General features: G+C 69.1%; 14 protein-coding genes. 6 read left to right on the top strand and 8 right to left on the bottom strand.

Going from position 1 to position 25,008, the window contains the following annotated elements; all coding sequences use genetic code 11:
- Positions 1-96: 96 nt before the first annotated feature.
- The 3 genes from OG912_RS21175 (at position 97) to OG912_RS21165 (ending at position 9,534) form a co-directional block, all read left to right on the top strand.
- Positions 97-7,923, top strand: coding sequence for a ricin-type beta-trefoil lectin domain protein (locus OG912_RS21175; protein ID WP_327710751.1), 7,827 nt, complete (start codon positions 97-99; stop codon positions 7,921-7,923).
- A gap of 9 nt (positions 7,924-7,932) precedes the next feature.
- Positions 7,933-8,601 carry a DUF6193 family natural product biosynthesis protein gene (locus OG912_RS21170; RefSeq protein ID WP_327710750.1) on the top strand — a complete coding sequence of 223 codons (669 nt, stop codon included), beginning with the start codon at positions 7,933-7,935 and terminating at the stop codon, positions 8,599-8,601.
- Positions 8,602-9,084: 483 nt separating this feature from the next.
- Positions 9,085-9,534, top strand: a complete 450-nt coding sequence (locus OG912_RS21165; protein ID WP_327710749.1) for a hypothetical protein — start codon at positions 9,085-9,087, stop codon at positions 9,532-9,534.
- 121 nt (positions 9,535-9,655) lie between these two features.
- Here OG912_RS21165 and OG912_RS21160 read toward each other — a convergent pair whose 3' ends face one another.
- A complete protein-coding gene (locus OG912_RS21160; RefSeq protein ID WP_327710748.1) occupies positions 9,656-10,414 on the bottom strand; it encodes an HNH endonuclease family protein in 759 nt (252 codons plus the stop codon).
- A gap of 132 nt (positions 10,415-10,546) precedes the next feature.
- Positions 10,547-11,419, bottom strand: a complete 873-nt coding sequence (locus tag OG912_RS21155; protein WP_327710747.1) for an SCO6745 family protein — start codon at positions 11,417-11,419, stop codon at positions 10,547-10,549.
- 116 nt (positions 11,420-11,535) lie between these two features.
- Between OG912_RS21155 and OG912_RS21150 the strand changes: the two genes are divergently transcribed.
- Both OG912_RS21150 and OG912_RS21145 read left to right on the top strand, forming a co-directional pair.
- Entirely contained in the window at positions 11,536-12,117 is a 582-nt protein-coding gene (locus OG912_RS21150; protein WP_327710746.1) for a TetR/AcrR family transcriptional regulator, read from the top strand.
- 137 nt (positions 12,118-12,254) lie between these two features.
- The gene (locus tag OG912_RS21145) at positions 12,255-12,689 is read left to right on the top strand and encodes a GNAT family N-acetyltransferase (protein ID WP_327710744.1); all 435 of its coding nucleotides are present in this window, start codon (positions 12,255-12,257) and stop codon (positions 12,687-12,689) included.
- A gap of 125 nt (positions 12,690-12,814) precedes the next feature.
- Here OG912_RS21145 and OG912_RS21140 read toward each other — a convergent pair whose 3' ends face one another.
- From OG912_RS21140 to OG912_RS21115, 6 genes are all read right to left on the bottom strand, one after another.
- The gene (locus OG912_RS21140; RefSeq protein ID WP_327710743.1) at positions 12,815-14,182 is read right to left on the bottom strand and encodes an MFS transporter; all 1,368 of its coding nucleotides are present in this window, start codon (positions 14,180-14,182) and stop codon (positions 12,815-12,817) included.
- A complete protein-coding gene (locus tag OG912_RS21135) occupies positions 14,179-14,799 on the bottom strand; it encodes an ArsR/SmtB family transcription factor (RefSeq protein WP_327710742.1) in 621 nt (206 codons plus the stop codon). Before OG912_RS21135 ends, OG912_RS21140 begins: the two co-directional genes overlap by 4 nt.
- A gap of 74 nt (positions 14,800-14,873) precedes the next feature.
- Positions 14,874-18,404, bottom strand: a complete 3,531-nt coding sequence (gene mfd, locus OG912_RS21130) for a transcription-repair coupling factor (RefSeq protein WP_327710741.1) — start codon at positions 18,402-18,404, stop codon at positions 14,874-14,876.
- Positions 18,405-18,810: 406 nt separating this feature from the next.
- A complete protein-coding gene (locus OG912_RS21125; RefSeq protein WP_327710740.1) occupies positions 18,811-21,393 on the bottom strand; it encodes an ABC transporter permease in 2,583 nt (860 codons plus the stop codon).
- A complete protein-coding gene (locus OG912_RS21120; RefSeq protein WP_326736624.1) occupies positions 21,390-22,178 on the bottom strand; it encodes an ABC transporter ATP-binding protein in 789 nt (262 codons plus the stop codon). Before OG912_RS21120 ends, OG912_RS21125 begins: the two co-directional genes overlap by 4 nt.
- Before the next feature lie 405 nt (positions 22,179-22,583).
- Entirely contained in the window at positions 22,584-23,204 is a 621-nt protein-coding gene (locus OG912_RS21115) for a helix-turn-helix domain-containing protein (RefSeq protein ID WP_327710738.1), read from the bottom strand.
- Positions 23,205-23,543: 339 nt separating this feature from the next.
- On the opposite strand from OG912_RS21115, the gene OG912_RS21110 reads away from it, so the two are divergent.
- Positions 23,544-24,992, top strand: a complete 1,449-nt coding sequence (locus OG912_RS21110) for an NCS2 family permease (protein ID WP_327710737.1) — start codon at positions 23,544-23,546, stop codon at positions 24,990-24,992.
- Positions 24,993-25,008 lie beyond the last annotated feature (16 nt).

Here is a 25,008-nt window from a genome sequence, read left to right as displayed (position 1 = left end):
TCGACGCGTATGCGTGCTCAAAGTCCGCCGTCGTGGCTGGGGCGTTCACGCCCGGTCGGGACGAAGTCACATCGACGTCGCCTCAGGCAGAGCCGGGTGGCGACCGTCCTACTGCTGGCGCTGTCCCTTTCGGTGGGCAGCCTCAGCGCCGAGGCGTGGGCGATACCCGGCCCCGGCATGAGCCGCGAGGAGGTCGAGCTCCCCGACCTGCCCGAGAGCACCGCGCTCGAGGGGGACGAGGAAGCCGAGAAGAACCTCACCACCGCGGACGAAGTACCCGTCGACCCGTACCAGCCGACCGCCGTCACGCCCTGGTCGCCCGACGAGGGTGTCGCCACGCTGACAGCGGACACCGCGCCCGGTACGACGGTTGCCGTCGACGACCTCCCCATCGCCGTCGGCGTGCCCGAGGGCACCGACCCGACCGCGATCGCCGGTGACTGGAAGGTCGGCCTGGCCGCGCCGAGCACGTCCCAGGACGCGGGCGTCTCCGGAATGATCATGAGGGTCACGCCGCCGGCCGGTGCCGACCCCGCGGCGCAGGTCTCCATCGCCGTCGACACCACCGGCTTCGCCGACCTCTACGGCCCGCAGGCCGCCGACCGCTTCGGTCTCGTCCTGCTCCCGGACTGCGTCCTCGACGCGCCCGACACCGGCGACTGCGCCACCGACGACGGCGTGACGACCATGTCCGGCACTGCCGACAAGAAGCCGGAGCGGCTGCGCAGTTCGGTCGAGGTGGTCCCCGCCGGCAAGGCGCCCACCCGGACCGCGGCCGCGAAGAAGTCGGCCACCCGCAAGATCCTCACCGGTTCCGTTCCGGTCGCCGACCTGCTGGGCGGCGACACCGGTTCGACGACGTCGGGCGCGAGCGTCCGCTCCGCGTCCTACCGCGACAGCGACGTCCTGCCGGTCGTGGACGCCTCCGGCCCGCAGGTCATCGGCGCGATGGACACCGGGGCCTCGGCCTCGGGCGACTTCACCGCGACTCCGCTGCTGTCCTCCGGCTCCTGGGCGGCGGGCTCCTCCTCGGGCGCCTTCACGTACTCCTACGACGTGCAGGTGCCGGAGAGCCCCGGAGGCCTGTCGCCCAAGATCTCCCTGGGCTACTCCTCGCAGTCGGTCGACGGCCGTACGTCCTCCACCAACAACCAGGCCTCCTGGATCGGCGACGGCTGGGACTACAACCCGGGATCGATCACCCGGACGTACGCCAACTGCCGCGAGGACTCCAAGAAGGAAGGCTCCAACAACAAGACGCACCGCACCGCGGACCTGTGCTGGGGCTCCGACAACGCCACCCTGTCGCTCGGCGGCATGACCACCGAGCTGGTCTGGGACAAGGGCCAGGGCAAGTGGTTCACGGCCAACGGCGACGGCTCCCAGGTGGAGCGGCTGACCGACGCCGAGAACGACAACGGCGCCAGGAACGGCGAGTACTGGGTCGTCACCACCCGTGACGGCACCCGCTACTGGTTCGGCCGGAACAAGCTGCCCGGCTGGACCTCCGGCCAGCCGGTCACCGACTCGGTGCTGACCGTCCCGGTGTACGGCAACCACGACGGCGAGGACTGCTACAAGGCCGGTGACTGGGCCCACTCCGCGTGCACCCAGGGCTGGCGCTGGAGCCTCGACTACGTCGAGGACATCCACGAGAACGCCATGTCCTTCTGGTGGAAGAAGGACACGAACTACTACGCCCGCAACTTCGACTTCAAGGCCCCGGTCGTCTACGACCGCGACGGCTGGCTCGACCACATCGAATACGGCCAGCGCAAGAACACCCTGTTCTCGGCGCCCGCCCCGGCCCGCGTCGACTTCACCGTCGACGACCGCTGCCTCGACGAAGGCGCTCTGACCTGCTCGGACGCCAACTTCGAGGACAAGGACCCAGGCAAGTACCGCATCTGGTACGACACTCCCGCAGACCTGAACTGCCGCAAGGTCACCACCAGTTACAAGACGAAGTGCTGGAACGCCGGCCCCTCCTTCTGGAGCCGCAAGCGCCTGGTGCAGATCCAGACATCGGCGCAGCGCCGAACGGACACCACCGCACGGCAGGTGGTCGACCGGTTCACGCTGACACAGAACTTCCCGGTCCTGAAGACCGGTCCGAACACCGCCCTGTGGCTGGAGTCCGTGCAGCGCACCGGCTACGCCCGCAACGGCAGCACCGACAAGAACGTCCCCATGAACGCGGTGCGCTTCGAGTCCAACGCCGAGGACATGCCGAACCGGGTGAAGCGCCCGAACGACCCGCGGCCCGGGTTCTCCCGGTTGCGCATCGCGCGCGTCATCAACGAGTACGGCGGCGAGACCGTCGTCACCTACAAACAGCCCGCCGGTGACTGCGCCACCGGCACCGACCTGCCCGGCAAGTCCGACAAGGCGGCGCTGAAGTCCAACACCCGTTTGTGCTACCCGTCGTTCTGGCACCCCGACCCCGAGGTCGAGGACATCGACTGGTTCCACAAGTACGTGGTGGGGACCATCGAAGAACTCCCCAACGTCAACGGGGCGTACACGACGCAGACCGCGTACCAGTACAAGAACGCGGGCTGGAAGCTCGCCGAGGCCGAGTTCACCAAGAAGTCCACCCGCACCTACTCGCAGTTCGCCGGGTTCGAGCAGACCTCGGTGATCACCGGTGCCGACGACAAGGCGATCGGCTCCACGCGCTCCAAGTCCGTCACCCGCTTCTTCCGCGGCATGGGTGACGACGTCTCGGTGAAGGACATCAAGGGCGCCGAGATCGCCAAGGACAGGGAACCGTTCGCCGGCCGTATCGCCGAGGAACTCGACTACGACGAGGCGGACGACGCCGACACGGACTGGGTCTCCCGCTCCCTCACCGTCCCGGCCGCTACCGAACTCGCCCACCGCGACCGCGACGACGGCCTGGACCCGCTGCGCGCCTGGCGGGTGACCGAACCCGACGAGATCGCGTACACCAGGTCCTCCGGCATGAACAGCGACGACGTCCGCACCGAGCGGATGGTGAAGACCCACACCACCTACGAGTCGGTCTACGGCCTGCCCGTCCAGGTGGAGTCGTTCGGCGACACGGGCAAGCCCGGCGACGAGTCCTGCACCAAGTCGGAGTACGTCCACAACACCGCGAAGAACCTCATCGGTCTGTCCAAGCAGGTCCTGGTCTCCCCGACCACCTGCGCCGCGGCCGACTTCGCCACCCTGTCGACGCTGAGCGGCGGCACCAGGACCGCGTACGACGGCCAGGCCTACGGTGCGGCGCTCGCGTCCACCACGAAGGGCGAGGCGTCCCGGACCTGGTCGGTCAACGGCACCGGAACCGGCTGGCAGTCCGACGGCAGCACCGCGTTCGACGCGGTCGGCCGTGTGGTGAGCATGACCGACCAGGACGACAAGCCCGCCGGCTCGATCACGTACGAGCCGGACACCGGCCAGGTCTTCAAGGTCACCCAGACCAACGCCGCCGGACACTCCGAGATCCGCGAGGTCGAGCCCGGCCGCGGCACCACCCTGAAGACGACCGACGCGAACAAGCACGTCAGCCAGGCCGAGTTCGACCCTCTGGGCCGGCTCGAGAAGGCCTGGGCCGCCGACCGGACCCCCTCCGACACAGCCGTGCCGGACTTCAAGGCGGTCTACACGGTGCCGAAGTACCAGGCCGGCGAGGACCGCAAGCCCTCCTACGTCACCACCTACACGCGCGGCCACGACGAACGCATCGAGACCTCCGTCACGCTCTACGACGGCCTCGGCCGCGAGCGGCAGACGCAGGAGCAGGCGGACGGCGGCGGCCGGCTCATCACCGACACGCTGTACAACAGCTCCGGTGAGGTGTGGCAGACCAACAACGCCTACCTGACGTACGAGGCCACAGCGGGCGATCTGTTCACCCCGGTCAGCGACACGGCCGTCCCCAACATCACCCGCTACGCCTACGACGGTTCCGGCCGCGTGCTCAAGGAGACGCCCTACCTCAAGGTCGAGGACCCGCTGACCCACGAGTCGTCGTCCCAGCCGGTCGAGGAGCGGGCCACCCGCTACGAGTACGGCCTGGACTGGTCGAAGGTGATCAACCCGCAGGGCGCCTCGTCCTACCAGGTCTACACCGACGCCCTCGGCCGCACGTCCCGCGTGGACACCTTCAACCCGGCCGCACCCGACGGCTTCACGTCGATGCGCTACCAGTACGACGCCCGCGGACAGCTGGCGAAGGCGGTCAATTCAGCCGACACCGCGCACCCGTGGACCTGGACGTACGACAGCCGGGGCCGTCAGGAGACCGCCACCGACCCGGACACGGGCACGACGCGGAACACGTACGACAACCACGACCGCGTCCTCACCACGAGGAACGCCCGGGGCGTCACCGTATGGAACGGCTACGACCAGCTGTCGAGGCCCACCCAGCAGCGGCTGAACGACGCGAACGGCACCCTCCTGGCCGACTACGGCTACGACCTGGCCCCCGGCGGCAAGGGCCTGCCCTCCACCGCCACCCGCTACACCGACGGCCAGGCCTACACACAGACGGTCGACGGCTACACCAAGGACTACCAGCCGACGTCCACCACGATGAGCCTGCCGGCCACGCTGGCCGACACCTGGGGCCTGGACAAGTCGTACACGTACTCCTACGAGTACGCCGCCGACGGCGTACTGGAGAGCTCCACGCTGCCGAAGGTCGGCGCGTTCGAGGCGGAGAAGCTCGTCGTCCGCTACAACGAGGACGGCAAGCCGCTGTCGGTCTCCGGCAAGGACTGGTACGGCGCCGAGACGGTCTACGACCCCTACGGCCAGGTGCTGCGCTCCACGCTCGGCGCCCAGCCCTACCGGGTGTGGACGCAGTCGACGTTCGACGAGTCCAGCGGCGAACTGAAGGACCAGCAGGTCTACCGCGAACAGAGCGGCGACAAGGCCGTGGTCCCCGGCACCCTCGTCTCCAAGCGGTCGTACACCTACGACCCGGCCGGAAACGTCACCTCGATCCAGGAGGCCGCGACCGGCATCGATGAACGGCAGTGCTTCGCCTACGACCCGCTGGGCCAGCTGAAGACCGCCTGGACCGCCAAGGACCAGACCGCCTGCACCGGCCCGAAGGACAGCGCCGGCGCGATCGGCGTGGCCGCCGGCAAGGACGGTTCCGGCTACTGGCAGGAGTACGAGTACGACCTGCTCGGCAACCGCACCAAGCTGACCGAGAAGGACCTCACCGGCAACACCACCAAGGACGCCACGACCACCTACGCCTACGGCAAGGCCGACGGCACCCAGCCGCACACGCTGGCCAAGGTGTCGAAGACCTACACCACGCCGACCGGCGCGCAGGTCAAGGCCGAGGCGGATCGGCTGTACGAGCTGACCGGTGAGACCAAGTCCGTCACCTCCGTGGAGAACGGTGACAAGCAGGACCTGACCTGGACGTACGACGGCAAGGTCGACCGCATCAAGGGCGCGGGCACCGGCGGCAAGACCCCGTACGTGGGCCTCGCCGACAAGTGTCTCGACCTCACGAGCAGCCTGACGGTGGCGGGCACACCGGTCGAGTTGTACTCCTGCAACTCCTCCCTGGCGCAGGACTGGCGCTTCACCCCCACCCCGGGTAAGGAACAGACCGACCCCGACCGGGGCACGCTCAGCATCTACGGCAAGTGGTGTGTCCAGCCCACCGGCACCGCCGCCGGGTCCGCGGTCCAGATCCAGAAGTGCAACGGTTCGACCGGCCAGGAGCTGAAGCGGAACGCCTCCGGCCAGCTCATTCATGTCGACTCGACACTGTGCCTGTCGGTCAAGAACGCCGACTCGGCGGATGGCACCGCCGTCGTACTGGCCGCCTGCGCCGGCACGAAGGCCGAGCAACTGTGGGCGCCGCAGAACGACACCCGTTACATCTACGGCCCCGACGGCTCCCGCCTGCTGACGATCAAGGGGAAGCAGGCCACGCTGTACCTGGGCGAGGCCGAGGTCTCCGTCCAGCAGGGCGGCGTCCTGGTCACCACCCAGCGCACCTACGCCGCTCCCGGCGGCGCGGTCATGCGCTACGCCAACGGCCACAACGCCGACCGGCTCGTCGCCCAGACCGGTGACCACCAGGGCAGCACCTACGCCGAGGTCGCCCTGGACGGCGGAATGCAGGTACGGATCCGCAAGCAGGACCCGTTCGGCAACCAGCGCGGCGCGGACACGGTCGGTGCCGGCCTCCGGGCGCACACCGGCTTCCTGGGCGCCGTCGAGGACAACGCGTCCGGCTTCGTCCCGCTGGGCGCCCGCCTGTACGACCCGGTGGTGGGACGCTTCCTGTCCGCCGACCCGGTGCTCGACCTGAACGACGTACTGCAGTCCAACGGGTACTCCTACGCGCACAACAACCCGGTGACGATGTCCGACCCAACGGGTCTGGCCATCTCGCTCTCGGCGACCGAACGGGCCGCGGCGCTGGCCGGCGCGGGTCTGTCGGCGGCGCAGGTCGCGCAGGCGCAGTCGATGATGGGCAAGTCCATGACCTCGGTGATCCTCGCCGTGGCATGGGAGACGCTGAAGGACTTCATCGGCATCAACGACGCCATGGCCTGCTTCGGCGGTGACATGTGGTCGTGCGTCAGCATCGCGGTCGACGCCATCCCCTGGACGAAGCTCGGCAAGATCCCGTCGGTGATCAAGGCGGTCAAGCGCACGATCAAGGCGGTCGAGTCGTTCCAGGCGGCGAAGAAGGCCGCCCAGATCGTCCTCAAGGCGGCGAAGGCTGCCGAGGCGGCGGCGCTACGGGCGAAGAAGCTGGCGATCGAGCGAGCCAAGAAGCTGGCGGCGCAGCGAGCCAAGAAGAAGGCCGCCGAGGCCGCGAAGAGAACCGCCGACAAGGCGCTCGCGGCCGCGAAGAAGACCGGTAACGGGGTCCAGAAGCGGGCCCAGGCCAAGGCGGCCCCGAAGGTGTCGTCCCACGGCGGCGGCGGAGGCGGCTCGAAGCCGGGCGGGAAGTCCGGGGGGTCCGCCAAGAGCAGCGGCGGATCCAGCGGCAGCGGCGGCTCGGGCAAGGCCGGGTCGTCGGGCGAGTCCGGCGGGACGTGCAACAGCTTCGTGCCGGGGACCAAGGTCCTGATGGCCGACGGCTCGACGAAGCCGATCGAGAAGGTCAAGACCGGCGACAAGGTCGTCACGACCGACCCGGCAACCGGCGAGACGCGGACCGAGACGGTCACGGCCGAGATCAAGGGCCAGGGCCTGAAGCACCTGGTCAAGGTCACGATCGACACCGACGGCAAGAAGGGCACCAGGACGGCCCAGGTCACCGCGACCGACGGCCACCCCTTCTGGGTCCCCGAACTGAACGACTGGATCAAGGCCACGGACCTCAAGTCCGGCGAATGGCTGCGCACCAGCGCGGGGACGCGCGTCCAGATCACGGCGATCGCCCGCTGGACGGTCCAGGACGCGACCGTTCACAACCTGACCGTCAGCGACGTCCACACGTACTATGCGCTGGCGGGGGCTACTCCGGTACTCGTTCACAACTGCAATATTGCCTTGGGCTGGCAGAATAAGGGCAAGCTCGACAGCTGGGCTGGAGAAAATGGGTTTGATACCTACTCCACCGTCAGTCCGGCAGATGTTGAGCAGATTGCAGAAAAGGCCATTGCCGACCCGAATGTGGCGTTGCATGTCAACATGACAGGGATGAATGACCTGGGAGGCTTCATGGCTGCCGCTGGCCGTGGCCTCAGGGTTGGATCTGCTGGATTCGCTACTGACAATGAGATGGGCATGATTGCGAGGGCAGTTGCCAGCGGTCAGAGGTCGTGGGAATCGGTGAAATTCTACTCTCCGTCGGGTCCGGGGGGCGCCATGATGCTGGATGCCCCGACCGCCATGCCGGACTTCTCGGTATTTGGAGAACTGGACCGATTGAAGGGTTCGGTTATTGGATCCTGTCACTGCTGAGGAGGCGGAGTGAATACTCGTTGGGAGGGTATCTATCCGGACGTGGTTTCCCTGGGCGGGCTTGGGGCGGCTATGCGAGAGGAAGCTCGGTTGCGCGGATGTGACCTCGGGGCGATCCCATTGGCGCCAGACGTCGTCCGGGTCGAGACGAAGCGCGGAATCGTGTGGGTTGATCCTTCGGTCGAGGAGCGACTGTTCCGGGTAGGTGTCCATATTCCCGGGTTCGACTGGGAGATTGGCTCCACGGATGACTTGGGTCTGGTCGTGGAGGCGGTCGCGGCATGGCGGGCGGGGGTAGCGCTCGACGAGCTGAAGGCGAGATTCGAATTCATGGAAGTCGATGAATTCGCTAGGGTGATCGAAAGTGGAGAACTTGTCGTCGCGCAATGGTCCGACCTCCTCACGAGCGACTTCTATCGCGGGCAGTGGAACCTTCTGCGCTGCGTTCATGCGGATGAGGTGTTGCGAGAGTTCTTCCCGACGATCTCCCACGGTGCCGTTCGGCTGCGCACAGACCCGTTGGACTGGGCGAGTCGCCAGATCTTGGTGCGGGAGCTGGATGGTGGGCGTTATGAAGTTATCCGCGTCGGCGTACCTGAGGCCGCTTGGGTCGACGTACCAGCCGAAGATCTGATCGCATGCCTGCGTGTGGCCCTGAAGGGCGATGTATTGCGGTAGATCAGTTCTTGTCGAGGCCCCGCCAGGCGACCTGCGGGGCCTCGACGAGCACTCGTACTATGCGCTGGCGGGGGCAACGCCGGTTCTCGTTCACAACTGCAACGAGAACATCATTTCCAATGCAGACGGGTTCGACAACTCGGCAGAACTTTCCCAGGCGGCAACGGGAGATGTTTATAGCGGGGCCTACAACCCGAATGATGGAGTGTTCTATGCCCGCCTGAGCATCGACGACAAGGATCCTGCGAGATTCCCGAATGCCGTCCCGCAAGGAGGGCATGGGGAGGTCAACTTCTGGCACTTCAGCGGATCCAGGGAGACCATCGGATTCAACATATTCTTCGAGGAGGACGGCATCTCCGTGGCCTGGCTCTCTCGAAGCGTGAATCGGAGAAGAAATGGTGACCCCATGGCCCCTCTCGAAGAAAGGCAGGCGATCATGGACGCGGTAGCCGGCGCCACGGGCAGGCGGGTGAGGTCCAGATGTACGGCGGCGCAGAACTCCGCGAGTCGGTTTTCGACATGGCCCTCCCTGCCCACCTGATCGCATCGATCAAGGATGGCAGCTGGATGGATCTGGCCCATTCCCCCAGAATCGAAAGGGTTTTCGGTCCGGCCCCGATCCGCCCCGCGTTTCATTCGATTTCCGGCATGACCGGAATGACGAAGTGGTGGCGCGAAGAGCTCGACGAAGAAACCTTGCAGTGCTACTTCGGAACATCCGAGGAAGACTCCACCCCCGGCCACATGTCACGGATGAAGACCGTGATCATCGGGAATCTCGGACCGGACCTTCCCTTCGTCCTGGATTACCGGGAATCTCCCGACGATCCGAGCGTGGCCCTTCTGGGGGAAGGGGATTTCTGGCAGAGGATCGCCGAGAACGTGAGTGAACTGATTCTCGCGCTGGACCCGCAGCGGGCCGATTCCTGACCTTGGGCGAAGATCACCGGGTCGCGATTCGGAGATCGCGTCACACCCTCGAAAGTCCGACGCCGTCGAGACCCGCACCATGGGTCTCGACGGCGCTCGGGCGGGAGGGGAGGGAATCTCTTCAGCCTCCGCACTGACGAAGCATCGCGCTCTTGTCGGCAGCCGTGACCGGCAGTTCGTACTTCAGCGAGACCTGCGCGAACCGCAGCGCGTACGAGCAGCGCACCGGCTTGTACGGCGGCAGCCAGGACGCGGGGCCCGAGTCGCGCTTGGCGTTGTTGGCCGGGCCGTCCACGGGAAGGAGGTTCAGTGGGTCGTTGGCGATCTGCTGCCGCTTGGCCTCGTTCCAGCGGGCGGCGCCCATCTGCCAGTCGTACGACAGCGGCATGACATGGTCGATCTGGACCTTGGTGGCCTGCTGCTTGCGCCAGTCGATGGCCGAGCCGGTGTAAGGATCCATGAGCGTCATGGCGACGACCACGCAGTCCGAGCCGTCGCGGAACCTGACCTTCCGGCCATCGCGATTCAGCAGATCGTTTCGCGTGTCACAACCGTTGCGCGAGAGCGGGATGCCGTCGACCGAGTCCTTCCAGGCGTACCCGAACTTGTCCCGCTCGTAGCCGGTCTTCGGACCGCGCCCCTTGGTCGCCACCTTCTCGATGACCTTCCGGGCCGCCGCACGGTCCGCGTCGGAGGTGAGGGGGGCGAGGCCCGGCTTCGTACCGTCGGGGTTGTCCAGCGGGCTGGCGCCGAAGCCGGTGCCGGGCCGGCCGCCGCCGTCCGAGCTGCCGCTCGGCGACTCGGCACCGGACGTGATCGATTCGGGATCACAGCCGGTCAGGGCCAGCACCGCCACCACACCGAGGGCGGGAACGATCACTCGACAATCGCGGGGAGATATCACTCGAAGCCGTCCTGACGGGGAGAAAGCCGAACCAACCCGGGAATCCTACGGACTTCTTCCCCGCCGGGACGTGTTCATGGCATCCGTTCGCTCCGGATGCGTCCCGGATCACACCTTGCCGATGCCCAGCGTCGTCTCCATCGGCAGCAGCCCGGAACCGATCGCCGCCACCCACAACGGCCCCAACAGCTCCACGAGCCGCTCCCGTTCCTCGTCCTCCAGCACCCGCCACGGGGCGGCCGCCGCCTCGTCCGTGCGCCGCTCGACCTCGGCACGCAACGCCCTGCCCGCCTCCGTCGCCGTACCGTCGTCCACCAACAGACCGCGCTTCACCAGCCGTTCGCGGGCCTGCGACCACTCCTCGTCGCTCCACCCCCGGCTCGCGAACACCTCCGGGCGCGCCGCACCGATGGCGGCGAACGACACCAGCGCCTCGACCGGGTCGAGCTCCGCGCCGGCGAGCGCCGCGAGGTGGCCGTCGCCGCGGTGTTCGCGCAGGACGGTCGCCGCGTGCCAGAGCGCGAGATGGGGTTCGTCCGGCCAGGGTAGTGCGGCGTTGGCGGCGGCGAGCGGGCGGCCCGTCGTGTCGGCCGCCTCCGCCACGCGCCGCAGGAGCGCGGCGGCCTCGGCCGTCCCCGGAGCGGCGGCCGCCTCCCCCAGCAGCGTCCGGTACGTGCGGTCGACGGCCCGGCGCCGGGCGGCGAGCACGGTGTCGGGCGAGGCGACGGACCAGACGGCGGGAACGTACTCGTCCACCATCGCCGGGCTGAAGCTGTAGAAGGTCTCCGCGACCCGGCCGGCCCCGACCCCCTCCTCCCCGAGAGGGGCCGCCCGCCACGCGAAGTAGCTCGGCCAGCGCTCGTCGACGGCGTACCCGAGCGCCGCTGCCTCCTCGAAGGCCTCCGGCGCGTAGTAGAGAACAGCGTGCAGGGGCTCCAACAGGTGCCACATCTGCCGTACGCGACCCAGCTCGTCGGACATGTCTCCGCCTTCCGCAGCAGCTTCAATCTTGTCACTGACTAGATATTCATCGAGCCCCAGAGTGCACCTCACCTCGCAAACTTGTCAATGCCTAGATTCTGCGTAGGGTGCTGTCCATGAGCAGCGACCGCACCTACCACCACGGCGACCTGCGGCGGGCCCTCCTCGCCGCCGCCCTCGACGTCATCCGCACCGAGGGCCCCGCCGCGCTGAGCCTGCGCGATCTGGCCCGCCGGGCCGGCGTCTCCCACGCCGCCCCCGCCCACCACTTCAAGGACCGCACCGGCCTGCTCACCGCCATCGCCGCCGAGGGCTACGGTCTCTTCGCCGACGCCCTGGCCGACGCCCCGGACCTGCGGGAACGAGGCGTGCGGTACGTACGGTTCGCCACCGAGCACCCGGCCCACTTCCAAGTGATGTTCCAGCCGGACCTCCACCGCGGCGACGACCCGGACCTGCTCGCCGCGAAGGAACGGGCGACGGCGGAGCTGCGGGCGGGCGTCACCGAACTCCCCGCCGCCGGACGCGGCGACGACGCCCGGCTCGCGGGCGTGGCCGCCTGGTCCCTGGCCCACGGCTTCGCCACCCTGCTGCTCAGCGGCAACCTGAACCGGGCAATGGAGGGCCGGGACCCGGAGGCGGTGTTCAGGACGCTCGCATACCTGCTGTTCGATCCGAACAGCCCTGCCGACGAGTGACCGGTGGTTCGTGCCCACCCGCAGCGCCGCTGGGCCTGAGCCCCGGTGCAGGCCGGGCGCGCTACGGCGGCGGATCATCCGGAGGCCCATGAGGCCGTGGGCACTGCGCGGGGTTCGTCGATGGATAGGCTCCTGCCGTGGACATCCGCGTAGAGATCATCCGGGAAGCCGGCCAGGAACTCGTCGACGCCTTCGGCCGGCTGCTGCCGCAGCTATCGGCGACGGCCGAGCCCCTGGACCACGACGCCGTCGACCGGATGGTGACGTGGGACGCCAACACGGTGCTTGTCGCTCGGGCGTCCGAGGTGATCGTCGGCACCCTGACTCTGGTGCTGTTGCCCGTGCCGTCCGGGTTGCGGGCCCGGGTCGAAGACGTGGTCGTCGACAGCGCGGCGCGAGGCCAGGGAGTCGCAGCGCTCCTCACGCAGGAGGCCCTGCGGATCGCCCGGGAGGCGGGCGCACGGACGGTGGACCTCACCTCCCGGCCGGACCGCGCAGCAGCGAACCGGCTGTACGAACGGCTCGGCTTCCAAGCCCGCGAGTCGACGGTCTACCGCTTCCCGCTCGACTGAGGCGTACCCCTTCGGCGGCATGGCAACCGGGTGCCGTCCGCGTCGGGCCTTCGCCCGTAGCACTCCCAATTCCCCCAGCCACCCGCTTCTATGGCGCCCAGATCAATGCAAAGCTCCCACTCGGATCAAGTGGGGAGAGATATGGGCGGATCCGCAGCGCCGGTCGACGCCGAGCCCGCGCCCCCGGTCGCGTCCGCCTCCGCACCCCCGGTCGCGTCCGCCCCCGCACCCCCGGTCGCGTCCAGGGAGCGGATGCGGGGTATCGGTGAGGGAAGGAGCCACAGCACCGAAAGGGCTCCGCCGACCGCGGCGACGAGGAGCGTCGGCCTCAGGCCGAGGGATGTGGCGAGCGCACCTCCGACGACGGCGCCGACGGGGCGCACGCCGTAGTTGATCGTGCTGTACGCGCCCGCGACGCGGCTGCGCATGCCGTCCGGGATGACCGACGCCTGGAGCGAGTTGAGGTTGACGTCGAACAGCATGACGCCGAAGCCGGAGAGGAACTCGGCCGCGGCCAGCGCCCCGGCGCGGAGCCAGAGCGGGCCGTCCGCGGCGGCGGCGAGCGCGATCGGCGCGGGGAACAGCACGGCGCCCACCACGATGCTGCGGCCCACGCCGAGCTGCCGCGAGATCGCGGGGGCGCACACCGCGCCGAGCAGGGCGCCGGTCGCGCCGGCCCCCAGCGCGGCGCCGATCACTCCGGCGGACAGGCCGAGGCTCCGGCTCGCGAACAGCACGAGCAGGCCGCTGCCCGCGACGAAGGTGAAGAAGTTGACGGTGGCCGCGCAGCCGAGCGTGGCCCGCAGCACGGGGTGACGTACGACGAACGCGAGGCCCTCCCGCGCGCGTCGCGCCAGGGAGGGTGCGGCCGGGTCGGCCGTGGCCGCCGCCGGTTCCTCGATCCGGACCCGGCCGATCAGGACCGCTGACACCAGGAAGGTCAGGGCGTCCACCACGATGGCCACCGGTGCGGTGAGCGCCTGGATCAGCGCGCCGCCGACCGCGGGGCCCGCCACCTGGGAGACCGAACGGCTGGCGCTGAGCTTGCTGTTGGCGTCGACGAAGGAGGCGCGCGGTACGAGGCGTACGAAGAACGGCGGATAGGCGGTGTTGAACAGCACCCCGGCGGCTCCCGTCAGGATCGCCACGGCGTACAGGTGCGTGAGCGTCACCGCCCCGAGGGCGTAGGCCGCCGGGAGGCTGAGCAGGACTGCGGCGCGTACGAGGTCGGCGAGGATCATCAGGCGCCGTTTGCGGACCTGTTGATCGACCCAGGCCCCCAGCAGGATCGCGAGCAGGTTGGGGGTCCAGATGAGTGCGGTCAGCCACGCCACCTGGTTGGCCGAGGCGTTCAGGGTGCCGACGGCGATCAGGGGCAGAGCCAGCTCGGTGATCCGGTCACCGAACTGCGAGACCGAATGCCCCGCCCAGAAGCGGGAGAACCGCCCGTCCCGCCAGAGGGAGATGACGGGAGGCGCACCCTGGCCGGTCATGACGGCCGGCCCGGCTGGCCCTCGCCCACTCCCCCGTCACCCTCCGGCAGGACGTAGCGCATCAGCCGGACGCCACGGCTGCCGGCGGGACGGTCGGCAGGGTCACGGGTGACGTACGGCGCGAGGACGCGTTCCATCTCGTCCTGAATGGCGGCGAGTTCGTCGGCCGAGACCATGACGCGTGTGTACGCCAGCCCGGCCGGGCCGCTCCAGGCCGGATCGAGTCCGGGCTCCACCTCGGCGGCCCAGCGGGACGGGACGTCCGCGTAGCGCAGGAACATCTGGCGCGAGAGCTCCCGCGCGGCCGACCGGCCCTCCTCGTCCGCCGGTTCCTGCGGCTCCTCGAACCGGAAGCCGCGCGCCACCGCCTCCCACCGCCGGCGGCGGCGGTCCGGTCCGGGTTCGCTGTCCCGGACCAGGCCGAAGCCCGCGAGATGGCGCAGGTGCCAGCTGGTCACCGAGGGCGTCGCTTCCACATCCGGGGCGAGCTCGGTCGCGGTCGCCGGCCCGTTCCGGCGCAGGTGGTCGAGGATCGCCAGCCGTACGGGGTGCGCCAGGGCACGCATCGCCTGCGGATCAGTGATCTCGATATCGCCCAGGCGATTACTGGAGTCCATGACGTGAGAGCATGCTCTCACAATTCGTGAGAGTCAACTCTCACGTTCATGGACCCTCGCCGGCATCCGCCCGCTCACGACCCCAGGATCGTCGTCAGGAACTCCCCCGTCCACGCCAGCAGTTCGCGTCCCACGACCGGCTTGCCGCCGATCCTTCCGGCGGTGGGCCGCGGCACCAGGATCTGGTGGAGGGCGGGCTTGATGATCGTCTTCGGGTACAGGCGCTTCAGGCGCAGCTCCTGCGACTCGCGCAGCTCCACCGGCGCGAACCGGATGTTCGACCCCTGGAGCACGATGTCGCCGACCCCGCAGGCGCGGGCCAGCATGCGCAGGCCGGCCACCAGCAGGAGGTTCTCGACCGGCTCCGGGAGCTTGCCGTAGCGGTCGGTGAGCTCCTCGCGCACCGCCCTGATGTCCTCCTCCGAGGAGGCCGAGGCGATCGAGCGGTAGGCCTGGAGGCGCAGCCGCTCGCCGGGGGCGTAGTCGTGCGGGACGTGCGCGTCGACCGGGAGCTCGATCTTGACCTCCAGCGGCGGCTCCTCCTCCGCTTCGCCTTCGAGGGAGGCCCGGTAGCCGGCGACCGCCTCGCCGACCATGCGGATGTACAGGTCGAAGCCGACCCCCGCGATGTGGCCGGACTGTTCGCCGCCCAGGAGGTTTCCCGCACCGCGGATTTCGAGGTCCTTCATGGCCACGTACATGCCCGCACCCATTTCGGTGTGCTGGGCGATCGTGGCGAGGCGCTCGTGGGCCGTCTCGGTGAGGGGCTTCTCCGGCGGGTAGAGGAAGTAGGCGTAACCGCGGTCGCGGCCTCGGCCCACGCGGCCGCGCAGCTGGTGGAGCTGGGAGAGGCCGAAGTTGTCGCCGCGCTCCACGATCAGGGTGTTGGCGTTGGAGATGTCGATGCCGGACTCGACGATCGTGGTGGAGACCAGGACGTCGAACTTCTTCTCCCAGAAGTCCACCACCACCTGTTCCAGGGCCTGTTCGGACATCTGGCCGTGGGCGGTGGCAATCCGCGCCTCGGGCACGATCTCGCGGAGGCGGGCGGCGGCGCGGTCGATGGACTCGACCCGGTTGTGGATGTAGAACGCCTGGCCCTCGCGGAGCAGTTCGCGGCGGATGGCCGCGCCGATCTGCTTCTCCTCGTACGGGCCGACGAAGGTGAGGACCGGGTGGCGCTCCTCGGGCGGCGTGGTGATCGTCGACATCTCGCGGATGCCGGTCACCGCCATTTCGAGCGTACGGGGAATGGGCGTCGCGGACATCGTGAGGACGTCCACGTTGGCGCGGAGCTTCTTCAGCTGTTCCTTGTGCTCGACGCCGAAGCGCTGTTCCTCGTCGACGATGACCAGGCCCAGGTCCTTGAACTTCGTCTCGGAGGAGAACAGGCGGTGGGTGCCGATGACCAGGTCGACGGAGCCCTCGCGGAGCCCTTCGAGCGTGGCCTTGGACTGGGACTCGGACTGGAAGCGGCTCAGCGCCCGTACGTTGACGGGGAATTGGGAGTACCGCTCGGTGAAGGTGCCGAAGTGCTGCTGGACGAGGAGGGTCGTGGGGACGAGGACGGCGACCTGCTTGCCGTCCTGGACCGCCTTGAAGGCCGCCCGGACCGCGATCTCCGTCTTGCCGTAGCCGACGTCGCCGCAGATCAGCCGGTCCATGGGGACGGACTTCTCCATGTCCTCCTTGACCTCGGCGATGGTGGTGAGCTGGTCGGGCGTCTCCGCGTGCGGGAAGGCGTCCTCCAGTTCGCGCTGCCAGGGGGTGTCCGGGCCGAAGACGTGGCCGGGGGCCGCCATCCGGGCGGCGTAGAGCTTGATCAGGTCGCCGGCGATCTCCTTGACGGCCTTCTTGGCGCGCGCCTTCGTCTTGGTCCAGTCGGCGCCGCCGAGGCGGTGCAGGGTGGGCGCCTCGCCGCCGACGTACTTGGTGACCTGCTCCAGCTGGTCGGTCGGGATGTAGAGCCGGTCGCCGGGCTGGCCGCGCTTGGCGGGGGCGTACTCGACGAGGAGGTACTCGCGGGTGGCGCCCTGCACCGTGCGCTGCACCATCTCGATGTAGCGGCCCACGCCGTGCTGTTCGTGGACGATGTAGTCGCCCGTCTCCAGCGTCAGCGGGTCGATGCTCTTGCGGCGGCGGGCCGGCATCCGGCCCAGGTCCTTGATGGCGGTGCGCTGGCCGGTCAGGTCCGTCTCGGTGAGGACGGCGATCCTGAGCCCGGCGTCGACGAAGCCGTGGTCGATGGCGCCGCAGGAGACGTGGACGAGGGACGGGGAGATCTCGCCGAGGTCCGCGTCCAGGCGTGCCGGGATGCCTTCGCCGCTCAGCACCTCGACGGTACGGGAGGCGAGTCCCTGGCCCTCGGTGACGTACACCGTGCGCCAGCCGTCGGCCAGCCACCCCTTGGTGTCGGCGAGCGCGCGGGCGGTGTCGCCGCGGTACGCCTCCGGGGCGTGCATCCGGAGCTTGAGGGTGTCGGCGCCGAGCTCCTCGTCCGCGGCGAACGGGGAGATGGACCACCACATCATCTCCAGCTCGCGGGCCCGGTCGCGGACGTCCGCGATCCCGCGCAGCGAGGCCGCGCCGACGTCGATCGGGGCCTCGCCGCCGCCCGCGGTGGCCGCCCAGGACGCCTCCAGGAACTCCTGGCTGGTGGCGACCAGGTCCGCGGCCCGGGTACGGACCCGCTCGGGGTCGCAGACCACGGCCATGGAGCCCTCGGGCAGAACGTCGATCAGCAGTTCCATGTCGTCGACGAGGACCGGGGCGAGGGACTCCATGCCCTCGACCGCGATGCCCTCGGCGATCTTGTTGAGGAGTTCGCCCAGCTCGGGGTGGGCCTCGGCGAGCGCGGCGGCCCGCTCGCGGACCTCGTCGGTCAGCAGCAGCTCGCGGCAGGGCGGCGCCCACAGGCCGTGGTCGGCGATCTCCAGCGACCGCTGGTCGGCGATCTTGAAGTAGCGGATCTCCTCGACGTCGTCGCCCCAGAACTCCACCCGAAGGGGGTGCTCCTCGGTCGGCGGGAAGACGTCCAGGATGCCGCCGCGCACCGCGAACTCGCCGCGCTTCTCGACCAGTTCGACCCGGGAGTACGCGGCGGCCGCGAGCGCCTCGACGGTCTTGCCGAGGTCCGCGCTCTGCCCGATCCGCAGCGCCACGGGCTCCAGGTCGCCGAGCCCCTTGACCTGCGGCTGGAGCACGGAACGGATGGGCGCGACGACGACGGAGACCGGCCCGGTCTCCGGGTCGTCCTCCCTCGGGTGCGCCAGGCGCCGCAGCACGGCCAGCCGGCGCCCCACGGTGTCGGAGCGGGGCGACAGGCGCTCGTGCGGCAGCGTCTCCCAGGACGGGTACTCCGCGATCGTGTCCGGCGGCAGCAGCGTGCGCAGCGCGGCCGCCAGATCCTCGGCCTCGCGCCCGGTCGCGGTGACGGCGAGCACGGTCCGTCCGGTGTCCCGGGCCAGCGCCGCCACGGCGAAGGGCCGCGTGGCGGGCGGGCCGACCAGGTCGATGTGCATCCGGTGGCCGTCTCCGGCGGCCTTCACCGCTTCGGACAGCGCCGGGTCATGTACGACGACATCCAGCAGACCGTGCAGGCTCATGAAGGGCTTCCGTCCGGGTAACGAGGGCGAGATCTGACAGCCGGCTGCTGTCAGGGGCAACGCGAAGGGCCCGACACGTGCAGGGGGTGGTTTCTGGATCAGGCCGGATCAGGAAGCGCGGGCTGGTGCGTGCAGCTGCAAGGCGGAGGAAGGAGCCCACGCGGAGCGTAGGCGACTGACGACAACGCCGCAGATGTGCGTGCCGGCCCGTGCGAGCCCGGCCTGATCCAGAAACCACCCCCGGGCGGGCCGGGAGTGCCACCAGCGTACGACTCCGGGGTGACAGTCGCTCCCGCAACGGGGCTGCGCGCCGCACCCTGTGCGTCCTCGCATACGGAATCCGGCCCCGGGGCGCTTGGAGGAGCGCCCCGGGGCCGGAACCGTCATTCTATGCGGACCGCCCGCCTCACCCGTCCGTGGCGATGGCGTTCAGGACGTTCATCCGTCCGGCACGGAAGGCCGGGACCAGCGCCGCGAACAGTCCCACGAAGGCCGAGGCGACGAACACCGTGACGATCGTCGGCCACGGGATCTCCAGGACGCCGAGGCCCTCCAGTGCCAGCAGCTTCTGGGCCGAGGTGCCCCAGCCCATGCCCAGGCCGAGGCCCAGCAGGGCGCCGAACAGTGCGATGACCACGGACTCCAGCCGGATCATCCGGCGCAGCTGGCGGCGGGAGAGGCCGATGGCGCGCATCAGGCCGATCTCGCGGGTCCGCTCGACGACCGACAGGGCGAGGGTGTTCACGACCCCGAGCACCGCGACGATGATCGCCAGGGCGAGCAGGCCGTAGACGATGTTCAGCAGCTGGCCGATCTGGTCCTTCAGGTCCTGCTTGAAGTCGGCCTGATTCCGCACCTTGTACGTCGGGTACTCGCGCAGCGAGCTCTTCAGGGCGGCGTAGGCCTCCTTCTCCTTGCCGTCCTTCGCCTTGGCGAACATGATCATGTTCTGGGGCATCTTGTCGGCGGGGACGTACCGCTCGGCGGTCGTGGTGTTCATGTACATCGCGCCCTGGTCCACGGTCGTGTCGTCCGAGGTGATCGCGGCGACCTTCAGCTTCGCCGTGGCGCCCGACTTGAACGCGACGCCGACCGTGTCGCCGAGCTTGATTCCGTGCCGGTTGGCGTAGTCGTCCCCGACCGACATGGCGTTCTTGCCGTACGCCGCGGCGAGGTCACCGGCGACGGTCTCGCGCCGCAGGTCGCTCGGATACGTCGGGTCGGCGGCGGTGACGTCCTCGTCCGTCGTCGAACCGTCGGGGTTGGTGAGCTTCGCGCCGAGGACCCTGTAGTGCGTGATGTGCTCGATCCCGGGAGCGGTCTCCAGCGCCTTCGCCGCCTGGGGCACGATCAGCTGGCCGGGGGTGGCCGACTGCACGATGAAGTCCGCGCCCACCGACTTGTCCAGCTCGTCCGTGGCCGAGGCGACCATGGAGGAGCCCACCACCGACAGGCAGGCCACCAGGGCCAGGCCGATCATCAGGGCCGCACCGGTCGCCCCGGTGCGCCGCGGGTTGCGCAGCGCGTTGCGCTCGGCCAGCCGGCCGACCGGGCCGAACAGCCGCAGGACGACGACGCTGAGTGCCCGTACGACGATCCCGGCGAGCAGCGGGCCGATGACGATGAAGCCGATGAGGGTGAGGACCACGCCCAGGCCGAGGTAGAGCGAGCCGTCGCTCGACTTGTCCGCCTGCGTCGTCGCCCACAGGGCGGCCGCGCCGCCGCCGGTGAGGACCAGGCCGATGCCGGCCCGGATCCATCCGGACTTGGCGTCCGCCGGTGTTCCGGCGTCGCGCAGGGCTGCCATCGGGGAGACCTTGCCGGCCCGGCGGGCCGGGACGTAGGCGGCGAGGACGGTCACGATGACGCCGAGCGCGAGTCCGACCACCGGGGTCGTCCAGGCGACGGTGAGGTCGCCGGTGGACAGCTCCATTCCGACGGCGCCCATGACCTTCATGAGTCCGACGGCGAGGCCGACACCGGCGGCGACGCCGAGGATCGAGCCGACGATGCCGAGGAGCACCGCTTCGAGCAGCACGGACCGGTTGACCTGCTTGCGGCTGGAGCCGATGGCCCGCATCAGGCCGATCTCGCGGGTCCGCTGGGCGACCAGCATCGAGAAGGTGTTGACGATGAGGAAGATGCCGACGAGGAAGGCGATCCCGGCGAAGCCGAGCATCGCGTACTTCATGACGTCGAGGAACGACCCCATGGAGTCCTTGTTGGCCTCCGCGGCCTCCTTCTGGGTCTGCACCTTGTACGTGGCCGAGTCGTCCAGGGCCGCGGCGACGCTCTGCTTCAACCGGGCGTCGCTGACGCCGGGTTCGGCGGTGATGGAGATCTGGGTGAAGACGTCGGGGCTGCCGAGGAGCTTCTGCTGGGCGGTGGCCGTGTCGAGGTAGACGATGGCGGCGCCCGGGTTGGTGACCTTGAAGGTGGCGATGCCGCTGATGCGCGCCTTGATGTCACCGGTGACGGCGATGGTGCGCAGCTCGTCACCGATCTTCAGGTCGTGCTTGTCCGCGGTGTCGGCGTCGACCATGACCTCGGTCGGGCCGCGCGGGGCGTGGCCGGAGGTGATCTCCATGGAACGCAGGTCGTTGGAGGTCCAGTTGCCCGCGAGCGTCGGGGCGCCGCTGTCGGAGCCCATGTTCTTGTTGTCGCTGTCGACGACGGTGACCGCGGAGCTGGAGACGGCGCCCTCGGCCTTCTTCACCCCGTCGGCCTTCTCGACCCGGCCGATGACGGAGGCGGGCAGCGACTGGGGCTTGCCGTTCTCGGGGGTGTCGTCGACCTTCGCCGTCTTCGGGCTGACGGTGACGTCGGCCGACGTCGCGGCGAAGAGCTTGTCGAACGTGGTGTTCATGGTGTCGGTGAAGACGAGCGTGCCGCACACGAACGCCACCGACAGCAGGACGGCGACGGCGGAGAGCGCCATGCGTCCCTTGTGCGCGAAGAAGTTGCGCATCGAGGTCTTCCAGACGGTCATGACGTCCGCCCGCGCGCGTCGAAGTCCTTCATGCGGTCCAGCACCTGGTCGGCGGTGGGGTTGAGCATCTCGTCGACGATGCGCCCGTCGGCGAGGTAGAGCACGCGGTCGGCGTAGGAGGCGGCGACCGGGTCGTGGGTGACCATGACGATGGTCTGGCCCAGCTCGTCGACGGACTTGCGGAGGAAGTTCAGCACCTCGGCGCCGGCCCGCGAGTCCAGGTTCCCGGTCGGCTCGTCACCGAAGATGATCTCCGGCTGGGCGGCGAGTGCCCGTGCCACCGCGACGCGCTGCTGCTGGCCGCCGGAGAGCTCGGTCGGCCGGTGCTTGAGCCGCTCGGCGAGACCGACCGTCTCGACGACCTGCCGCAGCCAGGCGGCGTCGGGCTTGCGGCCCGCGATGTCCATCGGCAGCGTGATGTTCTCCAGCGCGTTGAGCGTCGGCAGGAGGTTGAACGCCTGGAAGATGAAGCCGATGCGGTCGCGGCGCAGCTGCGTGAGCTTCTTGTCCTTGAGGCCGGTGATCTCGGTCTCGGCGAGGTGGATCTGCCCGGAGGTCACGGTGTCCAGACCGGCGAGGCAGTGCATCAGCGTCGACTTGCCGGAGCCCGACGGGCCCATGATGGCCGTGAACTGGCCGCGGGCGATGTCGACGTCGACGTGGTCGAGCGCGACGACCCGGGTCTCACCGGAGCCGTACGCCTTGACGACCTGCCGCGCTCGCGCAGCCACGGCCGTACGCCCTCCAGTGCCCCCGTGCCTGGGAATGGTTACAGCCGTTGTCACGGTTTTTCTCCTATGTCGGCCGACGACGGGTTGTCGCCGTTCTGCTGTGAAGTCTGGTCGCTGGAGGGGGTCCGGCGCGCTGGTGCCCAGCGCAGTCTTCGGGTGGGGTTTTCCCCACCCCGCCCCCTGTGGTCTGCCGCAATCGCGATGCGATCCCGGTACATGACCACGCTACGGAGCAGGCGGGCACCGGCACGTCCTCCGCCGGGAGGAACGGCCCCTGGGCCGAAGTAGGTAGCTACCCCTAGGGGTTGCGGTCCCCCGGGTGGAGAGGTCTCTCAGGGGTGCGTGCACCCCTGGGCCGGGGCCGCCGGGCGGCGCGGCAGGGACCGGGCGGAGGTGCTTCAGGTCTGCGGCCTGCTCCGGTACGGGGCCTCGGAGTCAGTGGTGCGCGCAGGACCGGGCTTACGGCTGCTCCGCGAGCCTGGCCCAGAAGTGGTCGACGATCTCCTCGACGTAGCGTCGCCCGTCCTCGCCGGAAGCGGTGCTGCCGCTGGCCCGGCTGAGCGTGGCCGCCATGAGGGCCTGGTACTCGTGGTACATGGAGTCCAGCGGCCCGTGCAGCTGTTTGCGATCCACGGAGACGAGCTTCGCGATCGCGCGGACATGCGCCTGCCACCGGGTGCTGACGGCTTCGGTGAGCAGCCGGGCGAGTTCGTCCTCAAGACCGGTGATGGCGACGTGGTCGCGCGGCGGGAGGCGGAGCAGGCTGCCGAGTTTCGCGGACTGCCTCTGGTCACCGGTCCACCGGCCGGTCTCCTCCATCCGGAGGTAGGCGTCCAGCGGCAGGCCCGTGCCGTGAGCGACGGCCTCGGCCGATATCCCACAGGCGATACGGTGCTCGCGCAATGTGCGCGGGTGCCCCATGATCTCGCTGGGGTGACACCACAACGCGCCTGCCAGCGCCGCGAGTTCATGAGGGTCGGGCAGCGCGGTGCCACGTTCCCACGCCGCGATGTGCTCGGGGGAGACGTGAGCCGTCCCGAAGGAGGCCCTCATCGCGTAGGCGACGTGGCCGTGGGCCATCCCGAGCTTCTCGCGCAGGGCTCGGGCAGCACGCGCATTGAAAGGGGGTGGAGGGTGCACGCACAGAACGTATGGGCACCGTCACCAGAAAATCCACATCCGCTGTCGCCTGAATCACGCTTTGACTCCATAGATCACCGGCGATTCCGTAGGAACAGACAGACAGTTTCGAGTCATCAACAGCCTTATGCGGCAAGGCCCTTGAGCGTGAACCCATGGCACGTATGATCCGCTCGCAAGGCGCCGCACGTGTGTTCGCACAACTGCCTGTCCCCTGTGCCGGGCAGCAGCGGCTCCGCCTCTTCCCCCTTGTCCGTTGCAGGCCCAGGAGACGTATCCATGCAACCCACCAAGACCAGCCCGGCCGAGATACCGGCGACCAGATCCGGTGACGGTCCCCTCGACCGGTTCTTCCGCATCACCGAGCGCGGATCGACCTACGGCCGGGAAGTTCGCGGCGGCTTCGCCACCTTCTTCACCATGGCGTACATCCTCGTGCTCAACCCGATCATTCTCGGCGGCGCGAAGGACAAGTTCGGCGACCAGCTGGACACTGTTCAGCTGGTGACCGCGACCGCCCTCGTGGCCGCGGTGATGACCCTGATCATGGGTGTGGGCGGCAACCTGCCGCTCGCCCTGGCCGCCGGCCTGGGCATCAACGCCGTCGTCGCGTACCAGGTCGCCCCCCTCATGGCCTGGGACGAGGCGATGGGCCTCATCGTGCTCGAGGGCCTGCTGATCTGCGTACTCGTGGCATCGGGTCTGCGCGAGGCGATCATGCACGCCATCCCGCAGGCCCTCAAGCAGGCCATCAGCGTCGGCATCGGTCTGTTCATCGCGTTCATCGGCTTCGTCGACGCCGGGTTCGTCACCCGTGTCCCGGACGCCGCGAACACCACCGTTCCCGTCCAGCTCGGCAGCGGCTCCCTCACGGGCTGGCCCATGCTCGTCTTCTGCCTCGGCGTGATCATGACGATCGTCCTCCTCGCCCGCAAGGTCAAGGGCGCGATCCTCATCAGCATCGTCGTGATGACCGTTCTCTCCGTCGTCATCAACTCGCTCGCCGACGTGAAGTCCTGGGGCCTGACCGTCCCCTCCATGCCCGACAAGCCCGTCGCCGCACCCGACTTCGGGCTGCTCGGCCAGTTCGACCTGTTCGGCTCGTTCGGCCAGATCAGTGTCCTGACCGTCATCCTGCTCATCTTCACCCTCATCCTGTCGGACTTCTTCGACACGATGGGCACCGTCGTCGGCGTCACCGCCGAAGCCGGACTCCTCGACGAGCGGGGACAGGTGCCGGGCCTGGGCCGGGTCCTGCTCATCGACGGTGCGGCAGCGGTCGCCGGCGGTGCCGCCTCCGCGTCGTCCGCCACCACCTACGTCGAGTCCGCCGCAGGTGTCGGTGAGGGCGCCCGCACCGGTTTCGCCAACCTCGTCACGGGCGGCATGTTCGCCCTGGCGCTCTTCTTCGCGCCCGTCCTGACGATCGTGCCCATGCAGGCCGCTTCCCCCGCCCTCGTCGCGGTCGGATTCCTGATGATGACGCAGGTCAAGCACATCGACTGGGACCGCTACGACCTTGCCATCCCGGCGTTCCTCACCATCACCGTCATGCCGCTCACGTACTCCATCACCAACGGCATCGGCGCGGGATTCGTCACCTACGTCATCATCAAGGCGTGCCTGGGCAAGGCCCGTGAGGTCCACTGGCTGCTCTGGATCACCGCGGCGCTCTTCCTCGTGTACTTCGCGATCGACCCGCTGGAACAGCTCCTCGATCTCAAGTAGAGCTCCGGCCGCCGCA

Origin of the sequence: Streptomyces sp. NBC_00464, assembly GCF_036013915.1 — a bacterium.
Lineage (GTDB): Bacteria > Actinomycetota > Actinomycetes > Streptomycetales > Streptomycetaceae > Streptomyces.
The sequence above is the reverse complement of the archived record's forward strand: the minus strand, read 5'-3'. Positions and strand labels throughout refer to the sequence as shown.